Below are 23,119 nucleotides of genomic sequence, written 5' to 3' on the forward strand. Positions count from 1 at the left end.
AAAGACTGGAGAAATTAACGCCATCAAAAAACGTTTGCTGGGGTTCAATGTACAATTCTCCAGCAAACGTTTTTCAATTATTGTGTCTAGATGCTAATCGTAATTAATTATCAATCACTGAGGCCTGCAATCGGCCCCGAACTTTCCGTTCTCGTGCCTCACGGAATAACAACATATATTTTTGTCGCGCCAATGCAGTTTGTGCCGAAAGTTCACGGCCGTTGCCTTCATCTACGACTGCTGTTTGCGTCTCTACAGCTCGGTCCCAACTACGTTTTGCTCGATCAATATCATCCAACAGCGCTTCATTATATTGCCCACGCAAGCGTGGACGACGACTAAATAACATTTTGACCTCCCACATCGCTCACGCTGATACAATTTCCATTCACATAAGAGTAGTACCAGCGTCTATCGTCTACATTTCAGTCCGGCCCTCAACAGCTTTAAGTAAGGTTACCTCATCAGCGTAATCAATGTCAGATCCTACTGATAGACCATGAGCTAACCGAGTCACCTTGATGCCCGCTGGCTTAATCAACCGTGATAGGTACATAGCAGTAGCTTCCCCTTCAGGCGTGGCATTTGTTGCCACAATGACTTCTTTCACTTCATCGTGCTCCTGAAGCCGTTTGACCAAGCTGGTGATGTTAATATCTTCAGGACCTTTACCTTCGATTGGTGACAAGACGCCGTGCAAAACATGGTATAAACCATGATATTCACGCATTGATTCCATCGACATAATATCTTTAGGCTCTTCAACCACTAGAATCGTGCTTTGATCACGCGATTTATCAGAACAAATCGCGCACGGATCTTCTTCAGTGATATTGCCACAAATTGAACAGAAGTGTAAGTCACGTTTGGCCGAAATCAAGGACTTAGCAAAACCAGTCACGTCATCACCATCCATATCAATTGTATAAAAGGCTAGCCGTGTGGCAGTTTTTGCACCAATACCCGGTAACTTCATGTAACTTTCAATTAATTGCGCAATTGGTTCTGGATAATCCATTGTCTACCTCGTTTGTACTTACATCCCCAGACCACGGCTGTATTTGCCCATGGTACTGTCCGTTGCAGTGTCAATTTGTGTCATTGCATCATTAACCGCCGCCAAAACCATGTCAGCCAGCATGTCGGGATCATCTGGATCAATCGCATCAGGATTAACGACCAAATCAGTCATCTTGTGGTCTCCTGTAAATGTGGCCTTCACCATATCATCTGGCGCAGAACCAGTGAAAGTTTGTGCTTCCAGTTTCTCTTGGTCTGCCTTCATCTGCTTTTGCATCTTTTGTGCCTGACGCATAATATTTTGCATATTGCCACCCATCATAATCTTCATTCCTCCAAAATTAAGTTATTCATATTTGGTCATCAACTGACCGTTTAATCGTTTTTGATAGTCACGTTATCAGCGCCAAACAGCTGTTGCGCTTTTGTTACCAACTCATTCTCCGGCTCACTGATACCAGCGTCCTCCGATGGCGAGTCAAGCGGGGCTGACGCCGGCTCATCTGAAACCGGCTGTTGCTGCCGAGTAGCAGTAGTCCCGGTCGGGGTCGTCCCCCCCGTTAATTCTTCTTTATGATCCGTCAAAAAGTCCTTACGAATCTGTGGCCACTGATCCTCTGGAACAAACCAAACATCGGTTGTATCGCCAGTCAATCGGTTAAGATTGTTCTCCAATGCTGTTCGCAAACCATCATCAGTGGCTGCCTTATCAAAGAAGAAGGCGTAGCTAAATGAAACAATTACACCTTCATTACTAGCAGCGACAGGCTTTGAAACATGCATCATCGCTTTTTGCGTCACAGGCAGCGTGTCCAATAAGTCGTCCCATACGTCACGCATCGCATCTAAATCATGCTTTGTAGCGGCTCGCAACACTGGATAAATTTTTGCCAAGTTAACGTTGGCACTTGCATGGCTAGCAGTCGCAGTCGTCGTTTTGGCCCGTGCCGGCTTTCCTGTCCGCGTGCCTGTGGTTGATGCTGGCTGATTCGTTGGCGCTGGCGTCGCGCTAGTTGTCGAGGTCGTTTGAGTACCTTGAACACTATGAGACGAAGCTTCTACAGTAGGTGCTGGCTGTTGCGGTTGGGTCGTCGCTGCGCTTAAGCGGCTGACCGTTTGCTTCAACTGTTGAATTTGCGTCTCCAGTTCAGCAACTTCAGACGCATTAGAAGCGCTCCCTGATGTAGGGGCCTTAGTTGTGCCCACATTCGGATATATCTGTGCTAGCTTAACCGTCAACACTTCCAAATAGACATCGGGATGCGTTGTAAATCGCAGCTGTGCAGCTACCTCATTTAAAGCATTGATCATTTGGTAAAAAACGTCAGGATCTGTGTTCTTACTCAATTGTTGAAAAACATCACCGGTGGTATCGCTACCCGTTACCATATCAGGCGCTTCTTTATAAAGAAGCAGGTCACGAACATAACTGATTACGTCCTCCACAAAACGACCGGCATCTTTACCATCGTCTAGGACCTTTTGGAGGGCCGCTAACCCAGCCGTCGTTTCATGAGCAACGACCTGTTTGACATAGTCAGCCAATAAACTTTCGGTCACACTTCCCGTGACTAACAAAGCATTGTCCAATGTTACTTCATTATCACCGAAAGAAATCGTTTGATCCAGAATACTCAAGGCATCACGCATTCCGCCTTCTGCCGCATTAGCAATGACCTTTAAAGCTGGTTCCTCAAAATCAACTTGCTTTTGCTTCAAGATGTAAACCATTCGGTCAAAACTTTCTTGAGCCGTAATTCGTTTGAAATCAAAACGCTGTGTCCGTGAAATAATGGTCGCCGGAATTTTATGCGGTTCCGTGGTGGCCAAAATAAAGATCACATTGGCCGGCGGTTCTTCCAAAGTCTTCAATAAAGCATTAAAGGCACCGGTTGATAACATATGCACTTCATCAATAATGTAAATTTTATAAGTGGCCTGTGTCGGCGCGTACTTGGCTTTATCACGAATGTCACGAATTTCTTCAACACCGTTGTTAGAAGCAGCATCAATTTCAATGACATCGTTTAGCTGACCGGCCGTGATTGCCTTGCAAATATCACAATTATTGCACGGCTCGCCATCCTTCTGATTTGGACAATTAATAGCCTTGGCAAAAATCTTCGCCGCTGATGTCTTACCGGTCCCACGTGGTCCACAAAAAAGGTAAGCATGACTCGTCTGCTGGGTCACAATAGCATTTTTTAATGTTTGCGTAATGACGGTCTGACCAACAATTTCATCAAACCGTTGCGGCCGCCATACCCGATAAAGGGCTTGATAGCTCATGTTAAACTCCTCATATGGATGTTCCTTATCGTGCGAAGGATCCGCACTTCGTTAGCATTCCTCTAAATCAGTATAAAGGTTTTAGACCCGAAAGATAACACCAGTACTTCCAAATCTCAACTTGTATTTAAAAATAAATAAAAAGCGCTCAACCAGTTGTTAAAGCCATTGGTCAAACGCCGTTAATTTCAATAAAACATGAAGCACAAACCGTCGCGGACTTAGTGCTGCTACCTTCCGATCCTGACACAATTCGTGAGGACGACCTTGCCTCATGGCCTTTCGGCAATTAATAATACTACGCTATTTACGTCATAAAAGCTAGTGTTTTGCTTGTCATTTTGTTCGTTGTGAACCCGGTTTTTTTGCACCACGTCCTCGACGGATTGCCCGAAAGAAATTCTGCATAAGTGCGCTGGCTTGATCTGCCATGAGTCCCTCATGAACAATAACTCGATGATTAAAACGTGGGTCTTCCAGCAATTGGTATAAAGAACGCACTGTACCAGCCTTAGGGTCTCGGGCACCAAAATAGACTTCAGGAATCCGAGCGTTGATAATGGCACCACTACACATGGGACATGGCTCGATGGTGACAAACAACTGACAATCTTCTAGTCGCCAGGTGTTAAGTGTATGATTAGCTTCACTGATCGCCATGATCTCCGCATGCAACGTTGCATCTTGTGCATGCTCACGCAGATTATAGCCACGACCCACAATTTTCCCCTGGTGCATGACGACTGCACCGATCGGCACTTCACCAACACTGCCGGCGATCCGTGCTTGCTTCAAAGCCTCGCTCATCCCTGCTTCAGCAATGGTCGGCGTTATATTTTCGTTCATCTCAGCCATTAGCCTGATCACTCGCAATTGATTCCAAGATATAGTAGCCCTTATCTTTTTTGATGATTTCACAATTACCAAAAATTGTCTGCATTAGTTTTTTTGCAGAGGGTGCGCCTTGTTTTTTTTGTAAAACAACGGTTAAACGTCCCTTGGGCAGCAGATGCGTTTGAGCGCCTGAAATCATGCCATCAACAACGGCCTTGCCTGCACGAACAGGTGGGTTGGTAACGATGGCTGCATATTTATTAGTCACCTTCTCGTATTGATTGGACGTATAGATGGTTGCGTTATGAATTTGATTTTGTTCTGCATTCCTCCTGGCTAAGGCTAGTGCCCGCTCATTTACGTCGACTAACTCGACGGCACGATCAGGGTTGTCCAAAGCAATTGCAAGACCAATAGGACCGTACCCGCAACCCATATCTAAAATTGAACCTGACGGAATGTCGTTTAAGTTTACCGCATCCAGTAAAACCCGTGAACCGTAGTCAACAGTGCGTTTTGAGAAGACACCGTTGTCCGTAGTAAACATTATTTCATGACCTAATAGACGAAAATTCCACGTCGCTTCGTCGTGTACAACGTCCGGATTTGGCGTATAATAATGGTTGTTCATCATTTAAGTTAACCTCGTTTCTGTTTTCATCATAGTGGAATCGCGGATAAAAGTAACGAAAAAAATTCGAAATTTTATAAACCCTTTGAGGACACCATATCTTGTGGATGCATTGTATAAATGCCACAAAATATGGTATTTTTTTGTTGCATTTCAATCTCCAGCCACTATACTTAGGTCATCAGCAAAACCAGTTTTTAAGTTCAAATGTGCAGAGAGAGGAAGTGGCCATTATGGCTAAAGTTGTTGTATTTACAAAGGATAATTGCATTCAGTGCAAGATGACAAAGCGTTTTTTGAGCGCACATAACGTTGATTTTGAGGAACGTAATATTAATCAGCATCCAGAACTGATCGACTACTTAAAGGGTCGCGGTTTTCAAGCAATGCCGGTCGTTGATGCAGATGGTGTCGATGCAGTGTCTGGTTTCCGTCCAGATGTTCTGGCAAAGCTGGCTTAATTTTCCATCATTCGATCAATGAACACGGCTCGGGCGTACGCGGAGCGTTGGCGTGCGTCTTTTCTTTTATCAAAAATCAATCAGGGAGTGACAGAAAAATGGCATTAAAAGATTTAAAGGACGTCACGTATTACGACTTGAACAATGAGATTAACATTCCTGTTAACGGGCAAATTCCGTTAAATAAAGATAAGGAAGCCCTCGCCGCTTTCCTAACAGAAAATGTTGAACCCAACACTGTGAAATTTGGCTCACTTCGCGAACGTTTTGATTACCTGCTTGATAACAATTACATCGAACGTGACTTTTTTGAAAAGTATGATTTTTCTTTTGTGGAAAAACTATACGACTATTTGAACGCACAAGATTTTCACTTCAAGACATTCATGGCAGCCTACAAATTTTATGCCCAGTACACACTCCGAACAAACGATAATCAGCAATATTTAGAAAGTTTTATCGACCGCGTTGCAATGAATGCATTGTTCTTCGCAGACGGCGACGAACAACTAGCTATGGATCTAGCCGACGAAATCGTCCACCAACGTTACCAACCAGCCACACCTAGTTTCTTAAACGCTGGCCGAGCTCGTCGTGGTGAATTGGTATCTTGCTTTGTCCTCCAAATGACAGATGACATGAACGCCATTGGTCGCGGTATAAACTCTGCTCTGCAACTGTCACGTATTGGTGGTGGGGTCGGCATTAACCTGTCAAACTTGCGTGAAGCAGGCGCACCAATCAAAGGTATCGCCAATGCCGCATCTGGTGTTGTTCCTGTTATGAAATTGCTTGAGGACTCTTTCTCCTACTCTAATCAATTAGGTCAACGTCAAGGCGCCGGTGTGGTTTACCTATCCGTTTTCCATCCAGATATCATCGGCTTCCTCGGTGCCAAAAAAGAAGCTGCCGACGAAAAGGTACGGGTTAAAACACTCTCGCTTGGTGTTACCGTACCAGATAAGTTTTACCAATTAGTAGCTGCTGACGAAGACATGTACCTATTTTCGCCACAAAGTGTTGAAAAAGAATACGGCAAACCATTTTCATATGTTGACATCACTAAAGAGTATGACAATTTAGTCGCCAACCCGAACATCGCCAAAAAGAAAATTCGCGCACGAACACTAGAAACTGAAATCAGCAAACTTCAGCAGGAATCCGGTTACCCTTACGTCGTTAACATTGACACGGCTAACTTGCATAATCCAATTGCTGGTAAAATCATCATGAGTAACCTTTGCTCAGAAATTTTACAAGTCATGACTCCTTCTAAAATCAATAACAAGCAAGAATACGACGTTCTTGGTAAGGACGTCAGTTGTAACCTTGGCTCAACAAACATTGTTAACTTAATGGCCTCCCCTGACTTCGGCCACTCCGTTGAGGCAATGGTTCGCGCCCTCACTTACGTCACGGACCACAGTAATATCGATGTTGTGCCTAGTGTTCAGTACGGTAACCAACAAAGCCATGCAATCGGTTTAGGTGCCATGGGCTTGCACGCCTACTTTGCAAAGAACCACATGCACTATGGTGACGAAGACTCCCTTGACTTCACGAAGGTTTACTTCATGTTGCTGAATTACTGGTCACTTAAAGCATCAAACGAAATTGCTCGTGAACGCCATGAAACGTTTGCTGGATTCGACAAATCCGATTACGCCAATGGTACCTACTTCGACAAGTACGTGACGAAGGATTGGGGTCCCAGTCGAGACAAAGTAGCTGACCAGTTTAAGGGAATCTTTATCCCCACTAAGGATGACTGGGCGGCATTAAAAGCGGACGTTATGAAAGATGGCTTGTATCACCAAAACCGGATGGCCATCGCGCCAAATGGTTCCATTTCCTACATTAATGACACAACTGCTAGTTTGAATCCAATCGTTAACCGGATCGAAGAACGTCAAGAGAAAAAGATCGGTAAAATCTACTATCCGGCTCCATATTTATCCAATGACACCCTGCCATACTATCAGTCAGCTTATGACACAGACATGCGTAAAGTAATCGACATTTATGCCACCGCGCAAGAACACATCGATCAAGGAATGGCCTTAACTCTGTTTATGCGCTCAACGATGCCTGAAGGCCTCTATGAATGGAAAAATGGTCGCACTGACAAGATGACCACCCGTGATCTTAACATTCTGCGTAACTATGCTTGGAAAAAGGGTTGTAAGTCTGTCTACTACGTTCGTACCTTCACCGATAACAACGGTGAAGTCGGCGCAAACGAATGTGAAAGTTGCAGTATCTAGTAAGGTGAGCGTGACCAGACCGAGGTTGAATCCGAGCAACAACAAGAGATTAGTATTGTACAAGCGGTCTTTGCTTGTACGGTACTAGTCTCAGGTTGTGCACAGGATTCAGGTCTGGGAGCGCGTTATCGCTATATAAAAGGTATGCGATAGATTCTTGAGAATATATTTTTCCAAAATTCGCTAATGACAAACACCCTTTCTCGTTCTACGATAATCATAATTAACTGATAGCATTCAGAAACACCAGACACAGGAGGACAATATGGAAAACGGCAATTATAAAGCCATTAACTGGAATCAAGTTTCAGATGAAATTGATAAAGCAACTTGGGAGAAACTAACTGAGCAGTTCTGGCTCGACACGCGAATTCCTGTTTCAAACGACATGGATGACTGGCGCACCTTGGATGACGATCACAAATGGGTAGTCGGTCACGTTTTCGGTGGTCTAACCTTGCTGGACACGCTTCAATCACAAGACGGCATGGCTGCACTACGTCGCGACGTTCGGACGCAACATGAAACGGCCGTTTTGAACAACATCCAGTTCATGGAATCTGTTCACGCCAAAAGTTATTCGACCATTTTTGAAACGTTGAACACGCCCGATGAAATCGACGAGATTTTCGACTGGAGCGATTCTGAAGATCTACTACAGAATAAGGCCAAACGAATTTATACGTTGTACCACGACGATGAGAACCCACTCAAAAAGAAGATCTCCAGTGTCTTCCTCGAAACATTCCTGTTTTACTCTGGTTTTTACACACCACTTTATTACTTAGGGCATAACAAGCTAAACAACGTTGCTGAGATTATCAAACTGATTTTACGTGATGAATCTGTCCATGGTACTTACATTGGCTACAAGTTCCAACTAGGAATGAAGGAATTAACAGAAAACGAGCAGCAGTCCTTAAAGGATTGGATGTATGACTTCCTTTATTATCTTTACGACAATGAAGAAAAATACACGCACCTTGTTTACGACCGTGTCGGCTGGTCGGACGATGTTTTGAAGTTCATTCGTTACAACGCCAACAAAGCACTGATGAACTTGGGTCAAGAACCCCTCTTCCCAGATACTGCTGAGGACGTTAATCCAGTCGTTATGAACGGAATTTCGACATCTACTTCTAACCACGACTTCTTTAGCCAAGTCGGAAATGGTTACCTACTAGGAAACGTAGAAGCTATGAACGACTCAGACTATGATATTGGTGGTAAGAAGAAAAATTAGTCTCTTATAGTAATACGTGCAGTAAAATAAAAATCATCCTAATTCGAGGGATGGTTTTTTATTTTTGTTCTCATTGCAATCAAACTCGTTTTGGAAATTTGATCCGCCAATTAATCTAATAAACTGCAAATGAGTCATCATTTCGCTTATGGTATACTGGGCACAAGTTAGTATTATGAAACATCGCTTAGTTTGGAGATCGTAATTATGACAAAAATCAATTCACTTTGTGTCTTTTGTGGCTCATTACCAGGCAACCACCCTGAATATTCAGTGCAAGCTGCACTCTTAGGTGGCTATCTGGCCGACCATCATATTCGCCTAATTTACGGTGGTTCCTCTGATGGTTTAATGGGCACAGTAGCAAACGCGACAATCGATGCTGGCGGTCAAGTAACTGGCATTATGCCTCGTTTCCTTAAACGAATCAGTACTGAAAGTAACAACTTAACGGATCTAGTAGAAGTCAGCACCATGGACGAACGTAAAGAAAAAATGCTTGCTATGTCTGATGCATTTATTGTGTTGCCTGGTGGCTTTGGCACCTTCGAAGAACTGGGCACAATGTTGTCTTGGAGCAAAATTGACATTCACACAAAACCCATCGCCCTCTTCAACATTGACCATTTTTACGACTCTTTGTGGCAATGGTTTGTCGACGCAGCGGAATCTGAATTTTTACCACTTAGTGACTTAAAGCTAATGGTTAACGCTAGTTCCATTGATCAAATTTTTGACTACTTTGCGACATTTAAACATGTGACAGCGATGCCACACGCTTAAGGCGACATTTTTGCACAAACAAAGAGGCTACTCAAACTGACAGAAAATTTCTGTCAGTTTGAGTAGCCTCTTTCATTCTATCCGTTTAAATAAAGCCTTTTCTTTAAACGAGCGTCTTATACAAATTTAAAATCGAACGAAATGACGTAACTTTATGGACTAACTTTTAGCATGAAAAATCAGCAATCGCTTCTCTTTCTTGTTTGTCACTCGTTTGGCATTCACAACCATCGTTATTTGCAACATAGTGAAGACCAGTGAATTCCGTCGGCGATAAGCAATATACTTTCCATGCCAACTAGTCACATATTTTTCTTTGTAGTTTCTGAGCCCCTGAAACCCATAAAAACGATAGCCATATTCATAAATTAAATGTGCAATTCGTTCTTCAATAAAACTGAACCGGGAGACACCCACATTTGAAAGTGGCGCCATCCCCATATTAAAGTCCTCAAAACCAGCCTCGGCATTGTGTTGCAACAAATGGATAAACATAACGTCCATCGTTCCAGATGGTGCATTCTTGCCATAACGCATCAGATCAATTGAAGAAATGCCTGAATGTGTGGGCATGTTCGTCGTAAAGGCGAGAATTTTACCTTCCGCGGAACGCATCACATAAATAGATGATTGATCTAAATAGTAATCGTCAAAGAAGCCGAGCGAAAAACCACTTTCGTTTTGACCATCTAGCCACTCATCAGAAATGACTCGCAGTTCGTGTAACGTATCAGCATCAAACGGCGGTTTAAGTTCTTCAAACGTAATCCCGACGCGATCAAACTTACTCATCAGATTGCGATCAGACTTTCGTTTTTTACCCTGCATGCTAAATGAAGGTAGGTTAACGAAACCCTCCTCACCGAACTTGAAAAAGTCATATCCTTTTTCATGAAGACTCATCGTTAAATCTTCATCGATCTCGTAAAACACGATGGAATAGCCTTCTTTGTCGGCGACGTCCATAAAGTTATCAATGGCGGCATCACGATATTGTTGATCACCCACCGGTTCACCCATGACGATTAAACGATCAGCCTTCTTTTGATACATGAAAAACATTTTATCTTCACCATCAACGGTGTAAAAATAAAGAAGTTTGTCACGCAAGTAAGCCAAATGACTGACTTCGTTTCCGCCATAAGTGTCAATAACATGAGCGACACGACCCTCATCGAACGGTACCTTAAAGATTGTCGACTTCCCATTATGCATATACCAGTAGACAATCGCCAATACCACCAACGCAATCGCAATCGCAATTAAACCGCTTAGCCAAACACGCTCGGTCGGAAACAATGCCGCTCTCGGCACATGATGCATCCGCTGATAATTAGGCGTATTGTACACGCCAACAATAATATACGTTACAAAAATACCAACAAAGCTGCTGCCATCAAACAACATGGCACCCCATGAATACTCAAAGTGCTCACGATAAAACTCTTTATGAGACAACCATAGGGCCGCCAGCACTAAGACAAGGAAAACACTCATCTTGATAGACGGGTCCTTCCACATTGTGTTCAGCGCAGCCATAATCAACACAACTGTCGTTGGCCAAAACGCACGCTTAACACGCGAATTAACCCCACGTGCCAAACCAATCAATAAGAAACCCATGATGATGTTGATGGCCTGGTTAGCAAAATAAACAACGTATCCATACAAAGCGCCATAGACTTTGTTGTATTCCTGCAAGTGTGGAAAAGTTGAAACAAGGATAATCATGACACCAGAAAACCACAGGAAAACAGTTAAAAATACGTGCGCAATGCGCTGAAACAGCTGCATCGGTAGCCCTTCAAAGGCGTGGTTGATCTTGCTACCGGTATCTTGAATGAAGAATAAAACACCGACTAAGAATGGCAAAATATAATAAAAGATTCGGTAGAACAATAACCAAACTAGTGCATCGGCCTTACCTACACCAATAAAACCAAGCCCCGTTAGCATAAACGTATCAAACGACCCCAAACCACCGGGGATCATGGAAACAACCCCAGCAACTGAGGCAACAGCAAACATTGGTAAAACAGCTGCAAAATCAACTTTGACACCCATTAATGCACCAATAAAAATAAAGAACAAGGCACAAAACAACCATTCAAAACTAGAACCGGCCATTAATGAGAGTTGCCGTTTAAGTGTTAAGTCATTAAAAAACTCTGAATCCGTGAAGTGGGTAACTAACATCACCGTTGGAAAATATAGTGCGCCGCCGACCATCCAAATCCAATAACGAGCAAACACGCCGCCAATATGCAATACAAAAATTTGAAAGAGAGCAATCCAACAAAGCAGAGATAGACCGGTGACAAGGAATAATGCAATTTTTGAAATTGCAAACAGAATCTGTTTGCGAGTAGCACCTTTACTGTAGAAATTTGCCCGCAAGCTTGCCCCGAGTAAGCCACCAAATCCAGCAATATTAGTGAATGTATTGACCGTCCATCCAGAACGAATAACATACCCTTTTTTAAACTTGCCAGGTAAAAATTTAACAATATTAAAATCGTAATTCAGCATTGGAGTAACCGCAATAAAGCCTACGACTAACATCAGTAACAGACTAGTTGGCGTTTGCTGCGAGAATGTTTCTGCCACTTCTTGCCCACTGATTTGTTGAATGTCTCGTCCCACTTCATGAATCACATACAGAAGCACTGAGAATACAAACAGCAATCTTAGCAGCGTCATGTGGCGATTAATCGCCGCCCACATTTTTCGTAAAGTTTTCATGCCTTACTCCCCTCGAATAAAATCTTCTCTAGTTTACCATGTCAAACGTCAAGTAACGGTGGATTTAGACTTTTTTAAGAGTAGTTTGATGCTCACAAGTCAATCTTGGCCACCATTAGTAGGATATTTGTTTATCATAGTCAACAATTCAATAAAAGTATTGTCTTCATTAGATAATTTATATAATATAAATAAATCAATAGCTTTCAGGAGGAATTATGCAAATATTTTTAATGCTGGTCATCGCAGGAGCGTTCGGTTATGGAACCTACCGACTCTATCGTAAGAAAAGCCTCAAACAATTAGTGAGATGGCCGCTTATACTACTGACCGGTTTTTTGTCACTAATATTTTTAGCCAGCGCATTTACTGGCAATTCGACAAAGTCATCCACTAACAATGCATCAACAAGGAGCAGTGTTCATGCTCATATCAGGCATCACAAAAAAGAAGCTCACAAGTCTTCAAGCAGCTCAGATGACTCATCATCCATAAGTGAATCTCAAAGCATCGCAGATAGCGAATCTCAAAGTACGTCAGAAAGCGAATCAATTTCTGAAAGTCAAAGCAACTCAATTTCTGAAAGCCAGAGCAATTCCATATCTGAAAGCCAGTCTGTTTCTGCCAGTGAAAGTAGTTCTGTCAGTGTAAGCCAATCCATCACAAGTTCTGTAGCAACGTCGATAAGTGCTTCGCAGGCTGCAGATCAATCAAGGTCAGCCGCTGAAGCTGCCGCTGCTGCTCAAAGTTCTCAGCAAACATCTACTGTAGACTCTGCTCAAGGACCTGTGATTGGTGACTCGCGTAGCCATATTTACCATTTGCCTGGACAAAGAACTTATCACATCAGTCCTGCTAACGCAGTTACCTTTAACTCAGAACAAGATGCTGTAAACGCAGGTTATCGAAAATCACTAAGATAGGGTCTTGTTAAATATTGGGAGAAAGAATTGTATGCTTAATTATTTTAAAGTCTCCTACCGCATCTCAGAAAAGTCATCGTTCAAAGTTGATCATAATGTTAAAAAGAACATATTCATATCATAAATAGAACATATTCATATCATAAATAGTAAATTTTTTTGCAATTGCCTTATCGTATTTGTTTGTTCAAAGGACAATAAAAGCGCTGATCCCAGAGGATCAGCGCTTTTATTCAATACACAATGCATTTAATTACTTAACAGTAACTGATGCACCAGCATCTTCAAGCTTAGCCTTCAAGTCGTTGGCGTCGTCTTCTGACAAGCCTTCCTTGACGTTCTTAGGAGCTGCGTCAACTAAGTCCTTAGCATCCTTCAAACCTAAGCCAGTAGCTTCACGAACGGCCTTGATGACCTTGATCTTTGATTGGCCAGCTGAGGTCAATTCAACATCAAATTCAGTCTTGGCTGCGGCGTCACCACCAGCAGCACCGGCAGCAGCAACTGGAGCAGCTGCACTAACACCGAATTCGTCTTCGATTGCTTTAACCAAGTCGTTTAATTCAACGATGGTTGCGTCTTTTAATTGATCAACAATGCTTTGAGTATCTAAAGCCATGATTGTTTTCCTCCAAATATTGGTTTTGCTGGTATTCCAGCGAATTAGTTTTACGAGTTAAGCTACATCTAACATCACAAACGCACCAACAGATGCGTCGTCAACATTAAGCAGCAGGTTCGTCATCCTTGTTGTCAGCAACTTGCTTAACAGCAAATGCAAAGCTGCGAATTGGTGATTGCAATTCGGAAGCAAGCATTGAAAGCAAGTCTTCGCGACTTGGTAACGTTGCGTAAGTGTTGATTTCATCAACAGAAGCAACCTTACCTTCCATCATGCCACCCTTGATTTCAAGGACATCATGATCCTTGGCAAACTTGGCCAAGATTCGTGCTGGGGCGATTGAATCATCACCATTACCGAAAGCCACGGCGGTAGGTCCAACGAATGTATCGTCAAGACCATCAATACCGGCTTTTTCAGCAGCGCGAACTAGAACTTTGTTTTTGATAACTTCCATGGCAACGTCTGAGTCACGTAGTTGCTTACGCAAATCCGTAACTTCTTCAACCGTTAAACCACGGTAGTCAACAATAACAACTGATTTAGCAGCAGACAACTTCTTAGCGACGTCATCAACTACAACAGCTTTTGCTGCAATCGTTTCTTTACTCACGTTTTACACCTCCATGATTGATTTTTTACCCAAAAAAATCCCGTTGTCCTAAGACAACGGGTTCAAAGTCATTCATCACGAATTGCTTTGCCTCGGCAGGATATTAAGATAGCTGAATTAACAACTATCACCTGAGTCTTAGGTAAAATTAATTTACTTAAACACTATAGCAAAGCAGTGGTGCTTCGTCAATGTTTGATTTAGAAGCTTGCCAAATCGACAGCAACTGATGGGCCAAACGTTGAAGCTACTGATAAGTGTTGAACGTATGTGCCACGAACAGCGGCAGGACGTGCACGAACAATAACATCTTCGATAGCTTTAAAGTTACCGACCAATTGGTCAGCACTAAAGGATACCTTACCAATTTGAACGTGAACGTTTCCGTCACGGTCAGTCCGGTAAGTAACTTGACCACCCTTAGCATCCTTAACGGCTTGCGCAACGTTCATCGTTACGGTACCCGTCTTAGGGTTAGGCATCAAGCCTTTAGGTCCTAATTGACGGCCCAAACGACCTACTTTAGCCATCATGTCTGGTGTTGCGATTGCAACATCAAAGTCCAACCAGCCATCAGAGATCTTTTGAACTAAATCGTCGTCACCGACTTCATCAGCACCTGCATCTTTAGCAGCTTGTGCTTGGTCACCACGAGCAAAAACAATTACTCGTTGTGTCTTACCAGTTCCGTTAGGCAAAACCATTGCCCCACGTAACTGTTGGTCTGCTTGCTTGGTGTCCAGGTTAAGCTTGAAAGCAATCTCAACCGTTGCATCGAACTTTGCAAAGTCGATGTCTTTTACCAAGGCAACCGCGTCTTCTACGCTGTAAGCTTTAGTCTTATCAACTTGCTTAAGCGCATCTTGGTACTTCTTGCCCTTTTTGGCCATTGTGTTTTCCTCCTAGCAAATGTGGTATGGCGATGTATCACAGGATGAAACCAGACTATCATATGATAGCCACGCGCATCCCGTGGACATCTTCCACCTGATACATTCAGCTTTCACTGAGTATCCGTACTTGTCCGTTGTTTAGGCTTAGCCTTCTACAGTAAAGCCCATGCTCCGAGCAGTACCTTCAACCATGCGCATTGCGGCTTCAACGTCGGCAGCGTTTAGATCTTGCATCTTAGTTGTGGCAATTTCCTTAACTTGATCCTTGGTTACCGTAGCAACCTTTTTCGTGTTAGGTTCGCCAGAACCGTGTTCAACACCAGCAGCCTTCTTCAATAGAACAGAAGCTGGCGGGGTCTTTGTAACGAAGTCGAATGAACGATCCTCATATACAGTGATGACAACTGGAATCAACAAACCTGCTTGATCAGCAGTGCGGGCATTGAAGTCCTTTGTGAATCCCATGATGTTAATCCCTGCTTGACCTAAAGCAGGACCAACCGGCGGAGCAGGTGTTGCTTTACCGGCAGGAATTTGTAACTTAACAACATTAGCCACTTTTTTAGCCATGTCTAATTCCTCCTTGAGTGTGGTAGTTGATGGCGCGTTAGAATTACGCCTCCCACGATATGCTTAAACGCATACCGTAGTAGTTTACCATGATGGCAAACAGCTGACAAGTCTTACTGAATCTTTTCAACCTGATTGAATTCCAATTCGGCAGAAGTTTCGCGACCAAACATCGTTACATTAACTTTCAACTTTTGTTTTTCGTTATCTACTTCGGTAACCTTCCCGACCATGTCAGAAAAGGCACCATCAGTAATTCGAACGGATTCGCCAACTTCGAGTTCAAAGTCAGCCTTAGCCTTCTTGTCTTCGCCCAAACGGTGAAGAATCAAATCAACTTCGTCAGGCAACAATGGCGTTGGTTTAGAACCACCACCATGTGAGCCCACGAACCCAGTAACGTTCGGGGTGTTACGCACGATGTACCAAGCCTGATCAGTCATGATCATTTCAACAAGCACGTAGCCTGGAAAGTCGTTTTCGATGACAGTCTTTGCCTTGCCATCCTTTACTTGTTGCGTTTCTTCTTCTGGTACAACCACCCGGAAGATGTAATCAGACATCCCCATGGATTGCGCACGTGATTCCAAGTTATCCCGTACTTTGTTCTCATAACCTGAATATGTGTGTAATACGTACCAAAGTTTTTCAGCCGTTTCAGCCATGTTTAAATCCTCCATTTTTTAAAACAGTGCAAAATAAAAAAACTTCGACTTAGCCGACGAAGTTTTTTGATTAAATGCATTATAACAAAGATTTCACTGTCTTGCTACTGTCAATCATTGTGTTACCAGTAGCCACAAACGTTCGCGCTAGGCTAACCAAGTAATCAGAGCCTGTACACCCCAGTCAATAAGTGCAAAAAATAGCGCAAACGCCACGGAAACAGAAATAACAATAGATGAATCTCGTCGATTTTCGCGAGCCGTTGGCCAGCGAACAATCTTCAACTCAGCAAATACGCTCTTTAAAAAACGCCACAAATGCATGATTCAGCCTCCTTATTTTGTTTCTTGGTGCAGTGTGTATTGTCCACAGTGTTTACAAAACTTGTTTACCTCTAGTCGTTTCGTCCGACTAGGGTTTGCTGTGATGGTATAGTTACGTGATCCGCATACTGAACATGCCAGTGCGACTTTTTTTGTGGCCATTACTGGCACCTCCGAAATTTCTTAACAACTACGATTTCACGACTATTGACCAACGACACATCATCAATATCTCTAAGCGTGCCTGAGCCAATAAACAGCTAACAGATTATCACGTCCTCCCCAACGTGTCAATTGCCACTACTGGCTAAAAGCACTGTCACCGCCTTTCCGTGACATCGATTGGCAGCATTACGCACCTTTGTGTACGAACACTGAAAGTGAACTGCTATGTGCTCGATTGTCAGCCCGATGCTTAAACCCCACCAAACCTGCTGCTCGAATTCTGAGAACTGATCGCACAAATAAACGAGCCGATCTTGCAATTCCAAGCGGGTCAGTCCATCCGGTTCAATGCTAGACAAGTTGCAAACATGACTATCTGCCGATTGAACCTCTATTGACTCACTAACCTCCTCGTGGAGTCGTTTCTGTGCCTGTTGCCGACGACGCAAATCGAAGCCGCGGTTGCGCACATTCAGTCGGTAATACGTTGCAAACTCACCAACAGTCCGACCACGATACCGTTCTAGTGTTGTCATTAACACCATCCGACACTCCTGATGCCAATCATCCCGTTCTAACAAACGGCCTTTGAAGTTTAGCTCGCGAAACCACTTGTTAACCAATGGCAGATAACGTTGAAAAAGACTGTCAAATGCCAGTTCGTCGCCTGCAACGGCTGCTGTAATGACGACATCTTCTTCCTCACGACTCCAATAATTCATTATGACCCCCACTTTCCTGCTTGATTACATAATGGTCCAGACCATTTTGCTTAGCAGAGCTACCTTAAGGCCACAACAGTCAATCAGCAACCAAACGAACGTTCGAAAAAGGTCACTTTGTTGTCAATTATTATGATATTCATTTGTTTGACTATAAATAAATGGCTACTTTTAAAATTTTACCAGTACAAGCACCGAATGTAAGCGATTATTACGCCAAACTAAACCACAGAATCTAATAAATTGTTCGTTAGTGATGTAGGTACGAAAAAAGAGCCATTTTAAACGGCTCTTTTGCATAAAAAAATTGAGATTATAAAAATTATTTTTCTAAATAATCGAGTTTATAACGGGTGACGAGAGTTGAATCCAGCGTATATCAATAAAGAAGCTGCTACCGAAGCATTCAAACTTTGCACATGACCGACCATTGGAATGGTCAGCATTTCGTCAACTGTCTTCTTCAATAGCGCCGAAATTCCCTTACCTTCGTTACCTATAACCAAAGCAGTTGGGCCAGTTGCGTCCCACTGCCGGAAGTCCTTGCCTTTCATGTCAGTGCCGAAAATCCACAAGCCACGATCCTTCAACTCTTTAACAGTAGCTACTAGATTGGTCACCCGAGCAACTGGCACATGTTCAATGGCTCCTGTAGACGTTTTCGCCACAACTGATGTTAGTCCGACAGCACGACGTTTGGGGATAATAATACCATGAACACCCGCTGCATCGGCAGTCCGTAAAATCGAGCCCAGGTTATGTGGATCTTCAATAGAATCCAAAATCAAGAAAAACGGTGCTTCCTGAGCTTGCTCGGCCTTAGCAAATAAATCATCAACACTGGCGTAGGCAAACGGTGGAATGGCAAGGACAACCCCCTGGTGGTTTTGACCATTTGTCATAAAGTCGAGTTTCTTCTTGGGAACGGTACTCATCACAAGATGTCGCCCTGTCGCCAGCGATTCAATATTACGAATTGCATCCGCACGCAACCCCTCTTGAATAAAGACTTTATTAATTTGTTGATCAGAAGCCAAAGCCGCCTCGACTGGGTGTCGGCCGATAATAAAGTCCGTCGACGAATCATCATTTTGATCGAGCTTTTGTGTCGCCTTAACGTCACGTTTGTTATGTTCATTATTTTTGCGGCGTTGAGGACGCGACTTGTGATCTTTAAACCGATCATTGCGTTGAACGTTTCGTTGCTGTTTTTCTGCCATATTCCTATCCTTCCGTTCTTCCCGACTCAACTTGATCAATGCACCACTGAGCTAACCAATCCGTGCGTTCCTGCTGAGCAGTGAGCTTAAGATAGCCAAAGATAGCTTCAAAACCAGTCGAAATTCGATACGTCACAATATTAGTATTCTTTGCACTGTGATGAGTGGTCGCGTTACGACCATGCTTAAACATTGTCGTTTCCTCTTCCGTTAATATCTCATCCAGTTGCATCAATTTGATCAATGCGGCTTGTGCCTTGGCCGAAACAAAGTGCGTTGCATGATGATGTAACTTTGTCGGCACCGTGTAACCTTGCTCAATCAAGTGTTGACGAATGTATACTTCATACACTGCATCACCTAAATAAGCTAATGTCATTCCATTTAATTCTCGATAATTAACTGCTTCAGTCATTTGTTTCCTTCCGCCAACGTGTTCCTTGGGGAGTATCCTCAAGAATAATGCCGCGTGCTTTTAGTTCATCACGGATGTCATCACTACGCTGGAAGTCCTTATTTTTTCGTGCGGCTAAACGTTCGTCAATCAATGCCTGAATTTCCTCATCGGCAGTATCTGCATCCGTAAGTTCAATCCCGAACACTGATAGTAGCGTCGACAATAACGTTTTAAGGTTAACGAGTGTCTTTTTAGCAACGGTACTTTCATTAAGGTAAACGTTGATTAACTTGGCTAATTCATACACGGCCGCGATTCCGTTTTGAACGTTAAAATCGTCGTCCATTGCGGTTTCAAAAGCAACTTGCTGTTGTTTAGCTTGTGCCTCAATCGATTCATCTTGACCATCTTTGGCATCGCTCATTCGATAATTTAAATTATTAAATGTCGTTTGCAAACGAGCCAAGTTATTCTTGGCATCTTGTAAGTTACCGCTGGTGTATTGGATTGGTCGCCGATACTGAGTTGTCGCCATAAAGAATCGAACGGCCTGCGGATCTTCACGTTGATTCATTTCATGTAAGGTCACAAAGTTTCCCAGTGACTTACTCATTTTTTCGTTTTCATCACCAACAGTCACAAATCCATTGTGCATCCAGTAACGGGCAAACTTTTTTCCAGTGTGTGCCTCGCTTTGAGCAATTTCATTGGTGTGATGGGGAAAAATTAAATCCTGGCCACCGCCATGAATATCAAACGTATCACCCAAATACTTGGTCGACATTACTGAACACTCAATATGCCAGCCTGGTCGCCCCAGGCCCCATGGTGACTGCCATGAAATTTCGCCTGGCTTAGCTGCCTTCCATAATGCAAAATCAATTGGATCTTCTTTTTTTGCATTATCACCGTCGTCAACACGGTCACTAGCGCCGTTCTCCAAATCATCTAACGATTCGTGAACGAGTTGCGTGTAGTTAGGAAACTTACGTGCTCGATAATACACATCACCAGCAGACTCGTAAGCAAACCCCTTATCTACCAGGTCTGCGACAAAATCGACAATGTCTGAAATGTTTTCTGTCGCCCGTGGATTAACAGTTGCCCGCTCAACGTTCAACGGCTTTGTGTCCTCAAAATAAGCATTGATGAAACGATTACCCAATTCTGGCACGGTAATGCCCTCTTTAGCCGCTTCATTAATCATCTTATCGTCCACATCCGTGAAGTTCGAGACATATTTCACTTGGTAACCCTTGTATTCAAAATACCGCCGAATGGTATCAAACGCTACAACCGAGCGTGCATTACCGATATGAATGTAGTTATACACGGTTGGGCCACAAACGTACATGTTGACCTGGCCTTTATGCAACGGAATAAAGTCTTCTTTTTGCCGCGTAAGTGTATTAAAAATCTGAATCACGGTAACGCTCCCCTTCTCGAAAGATTAAGTTATAGTGATTTTACCATAGTTTAGGTTGTTAACGCGATTACCGTAATTCACTGTGGTTAGCGTTTAATCTGTCCGTTCCGCTGACTGGAGACGCCGTTCCTTGGGGACCGGTCTCAGCCTTCTGAAAATCGAAGTCTTCTACCTCGATTATGAGCTGAAAACCACATCTCATAACTCGTCCCACACCACTAAATGGCCAACCCCATGCCATTAAGTGGTGTTGACACGGAACTATGTCTCCAGTCATCTTCACTCATATAACAGCATCACGTCAGCACTCATTTCAAAGCTATGCAAATCAACCAAGAAACACCGCATTCTGGCAATCACTATGAATATTAGTCGGAGGGCGTCAACAGTGGAACCAAGCCGTGAAAGTGGTGTAAATTCGAGCGCTTTTTCTCGAATTTACACCACGGACTGGCGTCAAGACTCGGGGTTCCACGAGGCTTGACGGCGAGGTGAAAGACGGTGTGCTTCCGGCTTGAACCGGTCCCACGGCGGCGTTCCACTGTTGACAACCGTAGGCGAAGGAAAACACAAAAAAATGCCACCATACGGCAAAATGCACGTATGATGGCATATTTGAATTAAAGTGTTTCGATTGTGGCTTGAATATTCCGTAACGTTGCTTTGCGGCCCAACAATTCCATTGATTCAGGTAATTGTGGTCCGTGCATTTCATGCGTAGCGGCAATTCGAAGTGGCATGTAAAGTGCGCGCCCACGAATTTTGGTATCTTTTTGAATTGACTTAATCGTCTTTTGAATTTGGTAAGCATCAAAGACTGGCAATTTTTCTGCTCGGTTAACAAATTCTGTCAACACCGTCTTCGCCGTTTCGGCTGCCAATTCAGCTTTGGCTTCATCATTAATTTGAGCAGGTTCTTGGAAGAACACGTCTTTACTCATTTCAACAATTTGAGCGGTGTATGACATTTGTTGTTTGTACAGGCTAACCAGCTTACGTACCCATTCCAAATGTAATTGGTTAGGATCCTTTTCAACTAACCCAGCGTTGATCAGTTCTTTCAAACTGCTGTCGAAAATCTCGTCTTCTGGAGCTGCCTTCACGTACTGGTTGTTGATCCATTCCAACTTCTTACCATCAAACTTGGCTGGTGACTTGGACAACCGTTTTTCGTCAAACATCTTAATCAGATCTTGACGAGAGAAGATTTCATCCTCACCAACTGGTGACCATCCCAATAAGGTGATGAAGTTCAACATGGCGTCTGGTAAGTAGCCAAGCTCACGGTATTGTTCAATAAATTGAAGCACCGTTTCATCACGTTTGGACAGTTTCTTACCTGTTTCGGTGTTGATAATCAAAGTCATGTGACCAAAAATTGGTGCTTCCCAGCCAAAGGCTTCATAAATCATCAATTGCTTAGGCGTATTGGCGATATGGTCATCCCCACGCAAGACGTGACTGATTTCCATCATGTGGTCGTCGACAACAACAGCGAAGTTGTAAGTTGGCATGCCATCACGTTTTTGAATGACCCAGTCGCCACCGATGGTATCTGAGTTAATCGAAATCTTGCCCTTAACAATATCATCCCAACCGTACTCGCGGTTCTTAGGAACACGGAAACGAACAACAGGTTCTAAGCCAGCCGCTTCAGCTTTTGCCTGAGCAGCCTTGATTTCATCGTCACTCATGCCTTCATATTCGTACACATAGTGAGGTGCTTCTTTGTTAGCCTTTTGTTTTTCACGGTCAGCAGTTAGTTCAGCTTCCGTTCGGTAAGACTTGTAGGCCAAGCCACGATCCAATAAATCTTGAATCAGCTTAACATAGATATCCTTCCGCTCGGATTGACGATATGGACCGAAATCCCCGGGCTTGTCGGGACCTTCATCCCAGTCAATTCCCAACCATTTTAGATTGTCCAACTGACTTTTTTCACCGTCAGCCACGTTCCGTTTGGTATCCGTATCTTCAATCCGAATCACAAACGTTCCTTTATTGTGCCGTGCAAATAAATAATTAAATAGCGCGGTACGGGCATTACCAATGTGCAAATGTCCAGTTGGTGACGGTGCGTAACGCACCCGAATTTTGTTCTTGGCCAAAATCAGCGCCTCTTTCTATATAAAAAATTGATGTGTCTTAGGTCAATGTTACCGTTTTAGCATCAAACTTTCAAATTCTTTCATTTTATGATGCTTCGTGGAAACCTGTCTTCCCATATTTCGTTTGTCAAACTAAAAAAGTGACCCCACGTTGTTAAACGTTTAGTCACTTTCCTTTTCACAGTCTAATTAACTGACAATCAG

At 43.4% G+C, this 23,119-nt stretch carries 24 protein-coding genes, 1 other RNA gene and 1 other annotated feature; of the genes, 5 read left to right on the plus strand and 20 right to left on the minus strand.

All coding sequences use genetic code 11. The features are described 5' to 3' along the window. Window positions 1-103 precede the first annotated feature (103 nt). The 7 genes from LROSL1_RS10310 to LROSL1_RS10340 all read right to left on the minus strand — a co-directional run bounded on the left by LROSL1_RS10310 (window position 104) and on the right by LROSL1_RS10340 (window position 4,774). The gene (locus LROSL1_RS10310) at window positions 104-349 is read right to left on the minus strand and encodes a YaaL family protein (protein ID WP_161001746.1); all 246 of its coding nucleotides are present in this window, start codon (window positions 347-349) and stop codon (window positions 104-106) included. 69 nt (window positions 350-418) lie between these two features. Continuing rightward, complete coding sequence (gene recR, locus LROSL1_RS10315; RefSeq protein WP_017262124.1) at window positions 419-1,018, minus strand: recombination mediator RecR; 600 nt, start codon at window positions 1,016-1,018, stop codon at window positions 419-421. An 18-nt stretch (window positions 1,019-1,036) separates the two neighbouring features. Next, a complete protein-coding gene (locus LROSL1_RS10320) occupies window positions 1,037-1,342 on the minus strand; it encodes a YbaB/EbfC family nucleoid-associated protein (RefSeq protein WP_017262123.1) in 306 nt (101 codons plus the stop codon). 53 nt (window positions 1,343-1,395) lie between these two features. After that, entirely contained in the window at window positions 1,396-3,309 is a 1,914-nt protein-coding gene (gene dnaX / locus LROSL1_RS10325; RefSeq protein WP_178914507.1) for a DNA polymerase III subunit gamma/tau, read from the minus strand. A gap of 187 nt (window positions 3,310-3,496) precedes the next feature. Continuing rightward, window positions 3,497-3,593, minus strand: an RNA gene (gene ffs, locus LROSL1_RS10330) — signal recognition particle sRNA small type. A 52-nt stretch (window positions 3,594-3,645) separates the two neighbouring features. Then, the gene (locus tag LROSL1_RS10335; RefSeq protein WP_178914508.1) at window positions 3,646-4,164 is read right to left on the minus strand and encodes a nucleoside deaminase; all 519 of its coding nucleotides are present in this window, start codon (window positions 4,162-4,164) and stop codon (window positions 3,646-3,648) included. Beyond that, window positions 4,157-4,774: a class I SAM-dependent methyltransferase gene (locus tag LROSL1_RS10340; protein ID WP_026017165.1), complete on the minus strand. Its 618-nt coding sequence runs from the start codon at window positions 4,772-4,774 to the stop codon at window positions 4,157-4,159. Before LROSL1_RS10340 ends, LROSL1_RS10335 begins: the two co-directional genes overlap by 8 nt. Window positions 4,775-5,007: 233 nt before the next feature. On the opposite strand from LROSL1_RS10340, the gene nrdH reads away from it, so the two are divergent. From nrdH to LROSL1_RS10360, 4 genes are all read left to right on the plus strand, one after another. After that, complete coding sequence (gene nrdH, locus LROSL1_RS10345; RefSeq protein WP_017262119.1) at window positions 5,008-5,235, plus strand: glutaredoxin-like protein NrdH; 228 nt, start codon at window positions 5,008-5,010, stop codon at window positions 5,233-5,235. 98 nt (window positions 5,236-5,333) lie between these two features. Then, the gene (gene nrdE, locus LROSL1_RS10350) at window positions 5,334-7,499 is read left to right on the plus strand and encodes a class 1b ribonucleoside-diphosphate reductase subunit alpha (protein WP_178914509.1); all 2,166 of its coding nucleotides are present in this window, start codon (window positions 5,334-5,336) and stop codon (window positions 7,497-7,499) included. A 265-nt stretch (window positions 7,500-7,764) separates the two neighbouring features. Further along, window positions 7,765-8,742, plus strand: coding sequence for a class 1b ribonucleoside-diphosphate reductase subunit beta (gene nrdF / locus LROSL1_RS10355; protein ID WP_017262117.1), 978 nt, complete (start codon window positions 7,765-7,767; stop codon window positions 8,740-8,742). A gap of 207 nt (window positions 8,743-8,949) precedes the next feature. Continuing rightward, window positions 8,950-9,525: an LOG family protein gene (locus tag LROSL1_RS10360; RefSeq protein ID WP_161001751.1), complete on the plus strand. Its 576-nt coding sequence runs from the start codon at window positions 8,950-8,952 to the stop codon at window positions 9,523-9,525. Between the two features lie 159 nt (window positions 9,526-9,684). On the opposite strand, the gene mprF is transcribed toward LROSL1_RS10360, so the two are convergent. Beyond that, window positions 9,685-12,267: a bifunctional lysylphosphatidylglycerol flippase/synthetase MprF gene (gene mprF / locus LROSL1_RS10365; protein WP_178914510.1), complete on the minus strand. Its 2,583-nt coding sequence runs from the start codon at window positions 12,265-12,267 to the stop codon at window positions 9,685-9,687. A gap of 218 nt (window positions 12,268-12,485) precedes the next feature. Here mprF and LROSL1_RS10370 point away from each other — a divergent pair, with 218 nt between their 5' ends. Continuing rightward, window positions 12,486-13,190 (plus strand): sunset domain-containing protein, encoded by a 705-nt coding sequence (locus tag LROSL1_RS10370; protein WP_178914511.1) that lies wholly within the window; start codon window positions 12,486-12,488, stop codon window positions 13,188-13,190. A gap of 253 nt (window positions 13,191-13,443) precedes the next feature. Here the strand turns inward: LROSL1_RS10370 and rplL are convergent, their stop codons facing one another. From rplL to gltX, 12 genes are all read right to left on the minus strand, one after another. Then, window positions 13,444-13,809 carry a 50S ribosomal protein L7/L12 gene (gene rplL, locus LROSL1_RS10375; RefSeq protein ID WP_017262113.1) on the minus strand — a complete coding sequence of 122 codons (366 nt, stop codon included), beginning with the start codon at window positions 13,807-13,809 and terminating at the stop codon, window positions 13,444-13,446. A gap of 106 nt (window positions 13,810-13,915) precedes the next feature. Continuing rightward, complete coding sequence (gene rplJ, locus LROSL1_RS10380) at window positions 13,916-14,425, minus strand: 50S ribosomal protein L10 (protein ID WP_017262112.1); 510 nt, start codon at window positions 14,423-14,425, stop codon at window positions 13,916-13,918. Window positions 14,426-14,448: 23 nt separating this feature from the next. Next, window positions 14,449-14,586: a sequence feature (ribosomal protein L10 leader region), on the minus strand. A gap of 39 nt (window positions 14,587-14,625) precedes the next feature. Beyond that, window positions 14,626-15,315 (minus strand): 50S ribosomal protein L1, encoded by a 690-nt coding sequence (gene rplA, locus LROSL1_RS10385; RefSeq protein WP_017262111.1) that lies wholly within the window; start codon window positions 15,313-15,315, stop codon window positions 14,626-14,628. A 147-nt stretch (window positions 15,316-15,462) separates the two neighbouring features. Beyond that, entirely contained in the window at window positions 15,463-15,888 is a 426-nt protein-coding gene (gene rplK, locus LROSL1_RS10390) for a 50S ribosomal protein L11 (RefSeq protein WP_017262110.1), read from the minus strand. 113 nt (window positions 15,889-16,001) lie between these two features. After that, window positions 16,002-16,553, minus strand: a complete 552-nt coding sequence (gene nusG, locus LROSL1_RS10395) for a transcription termination/antitermination protein NusG (protein WP_017262109.1) — start codon at window positions 16,551-16,553, stop codon at window positions 16,002-16,004. A gap of 147 nt (window positions 16,554-16,700) precedes the next feature. Then, window positions 16,701-16,877 carry a preprotein translocase subunit SecE gene (gene secE / locus LROSL1_RS10400; RefSeq protein ID WP_017262108.1) on the minus strand — a complete coding sequence of 59 codons (177 nt, stop codon included), beginning with the start codon at window positions 16,875-16,877 and terminating at the stop codon, window positions 16,701-16,703. 12 nt (window positions 16,878-16,889) lie between these two features. Beyond that, a complete protein-coding gene (rpmG, locus tag LROSL1_RS10405; RefSeq protein WP_081495858.1) occupies window positions 16,890-17,039 on the minus strand; it encodes a 50S ribosomal protein L33 in 150 nt (49 codons plus the stop codon). Window positions 17,040-17,167: 128 nt separating this feature from the next. Beyond that, complete coding sequence (locus LROSL1_RS10410) at window positions 17,168-17,764, minus strand: RNA polymerase sigma factor (protein WP_178914512.1); 597 nt, start codon at window positions 17,762-17,764, stop codon at window positions 17,168-17,170. Between the two features lie 344 nt (window positions 17,765-18,108). Further along, a complete protein-coding gene (rlmB, locus tag LROSL1_RS10415) occupies window positions 18,109-18,984 on the minus strand; it encodes a 23S rRNA (guanosine(2251)-2'-O)-methyltransferase RlmB (RefSeq protein ID WP_225440522.1) in 876 nt (291 codons plus the stop codon). A gap of 4 nt (window positions 18,985-18,988) precedes the next feature. After that, complete coding sequence (locus LROSL1_RS10420) at window positions 18,989-19,399, minus strand: Mini-ribonuclease 3 (protein WP_017260999.1); 411 nt, start codon at window positions 19,397-19,399, stop codon at window positions 18,989-18,991. After that, window positions 19,392-20,807, minus strand: a complete 1,416-nt coding sequence (gene cysS / locus LROSL1_RS10425) for a cysteine--tRNA ligase (protein WP_178914513.1) — start codon at window positions 20,805-20,807, stop codon at window positions 19,392-19,394. Before cysS ends, LROSL1_RS10420 begins: the two co-directional genes overlap by 8 nt. A gap of 620 nt (window positions 20,808-21,427) precedes the next feature. Beyond that, the gene (gltX, locus tag LROSL1_RS10430) at window positions 21,428-22,915 is read right to left on the minus strand and encodes a glutamate--tRNA ligase (protein ID WP_017260996.1); all 1,488 of its coding nucleotides are present in this window, start codon (window positions 22,913-22,915) and stop codon (window positions 21,428-21,430) included. Window positions 22,916-23,119 lie beyond the last annotated feature (204 nt).

Origin of the sequence: Furfurilactobacillus rossiae (genome assembly GCF_013394005.1) — a bacterium.
GTDB classification, from domain to species: Bacteria; Bacillota; Bacilli; order Lactobacillales; family Lactobacillaceae; genus Furfurilactobacillus; species Furfurilactobacillus rossiae.

Bases quoted from the DNA above. Each gene is read 5' to 3' on its own strand.
- rlmB (WP_225440522.1), bottom strand. From the start codon at position 18,984: ATGGCAGAAAAACAGCAACGAAACGTTCAACGCAATGATCGGTTTAAA.
- nrdF (WP_017262117.1), top strand. From the start codon at position 7,765: ATGGAAAACGGCAATTATAAAGCCATTAACTGGAATCAAGTTTCAGAT.
- nrdH (WP_017262119.1), top strand. From the start codon at position 5,008: ATGGCTAAAGTTGTTGTATTTACAAAGGATAATTGCATTCAGTGCAAG.
- rplL (WP_017262113.1), bottom strand. From the start codon at position 13,809: ATGGCTTTAGATACTCAAAGCATTGTTGATCAATTAAAAGACGCAACC.
- recR (WP_017262124.1), bottom strand. From the start codon at position 1,018: ATGGATTATCCAGAACCAATTGCGCAATTAATTGAAAGTTACATGAAG.
- secE (WP_017262108.1), bottom strand. From the start codon at position 16,877: ATGCATTTGTGGCGTTTTTTAAAGAGCGTATTTGCTGAGTTGAAGATT.
- LROSL1_RS10340 (WP_026017165.1), bottom strand. From the start codon at position 4,774: ATGAACAACCATTATTATACGCCAAATCCGGACGTTGTACACGACGAA.
- LROSL1_RS10335 (WP_178914508.1), bottom strand. From the start codon at position 4,164: ATGGCTGAGATGAACGAAAATATAACGCCGACCATTGCTGAAGCAGGG.
- dnaX (WP_178914507.1), bottom strand. From the start codon at position 3,309: ATGAGCTATCAAGCCCTTTATCGGGTATGGCGGCCGCAACGGTTTGAT.
- LROSL1_RS10320 (WP_017262123.1), bottom strand. From the start codon at position 1,342: ATGATGGGTGGCAATATGCAAAATATTATGCGTCAGGCACAAAAGATG.
- nusG (WP_017262109.1), bottom strand. From the start codon at position 16,553: ATGGCTGAAACGGCTGAAAAACTTTGGTACGTATTACACACATATTCA.
- LROSL1_RS10370 (WP_178914511.1), top strand. From the start codon at position 12,486: ATGCAAATATTTTTAATGCTGGTCATCGCAGGAGCGTTCGGTTATGGA.
- LROSL1_RS10360 (WP_161001751.1), top strand. From the start codon at position 8,950: ATGACAAAAATCAATTCACTTTGTGTCTTTTGTGGCTCATTACCAGGC.
- LROSL1_RS10310 (WP_161001746.1), bottom strand. From the start codon at position 349: ATGTTATTTAGTCGTCGTCCACGCTTGCGTGGGCAATATAATGAAGCG.
- rplK (WP_017262110.1), bottom strand. From the start codon at position 15,888: ATGGCTAAAAAAGTGGCTAATGTTGTTAAGTTACAAATTCCTGCCGGT.
- LROSL1_RS10410 (WP_178914512.1), bottom strand. From the start codon at position 17,764: ATGAATTATTGGAGTCGTGAGGAAGAAGATGTCGTCATTACAGCAGCC.
- nrdE (WP_178914509.1), top strand. From the start codon at position 5,334: ATGGCATTAAAAGATTTAAAGGACGTCACGTATTACGACTTGAACAAT.
- mprF (WP_178914510.1), bottom strand. From the start codon at position 12,267: ATGAAAACTTTACGAAAAATGTGGGCGGCGATTAATCGCCACATGACG.
- rplA (WP_017262111.1), bottom strand. From the start codon at position 15,315: ATGGCCAAAAAGGGCAAGAAGTACCAAGATGCGCTTAAGCAAGTTGAT.
- rpmG (WP_081495858.1), bottom strand. From the start codon at position 17,039: ATGGCCACAAAAAAAGTCGCACTGGCATGTTCAGTATGCGGATCACGT.
- LROSL1_RS10420 (WP_017260999.1), bottom strand. From the start codon at position 19,399: ATGACTGAAGCAGTTAATTATCGAGAATTAAATGGAATGACATTAGCT.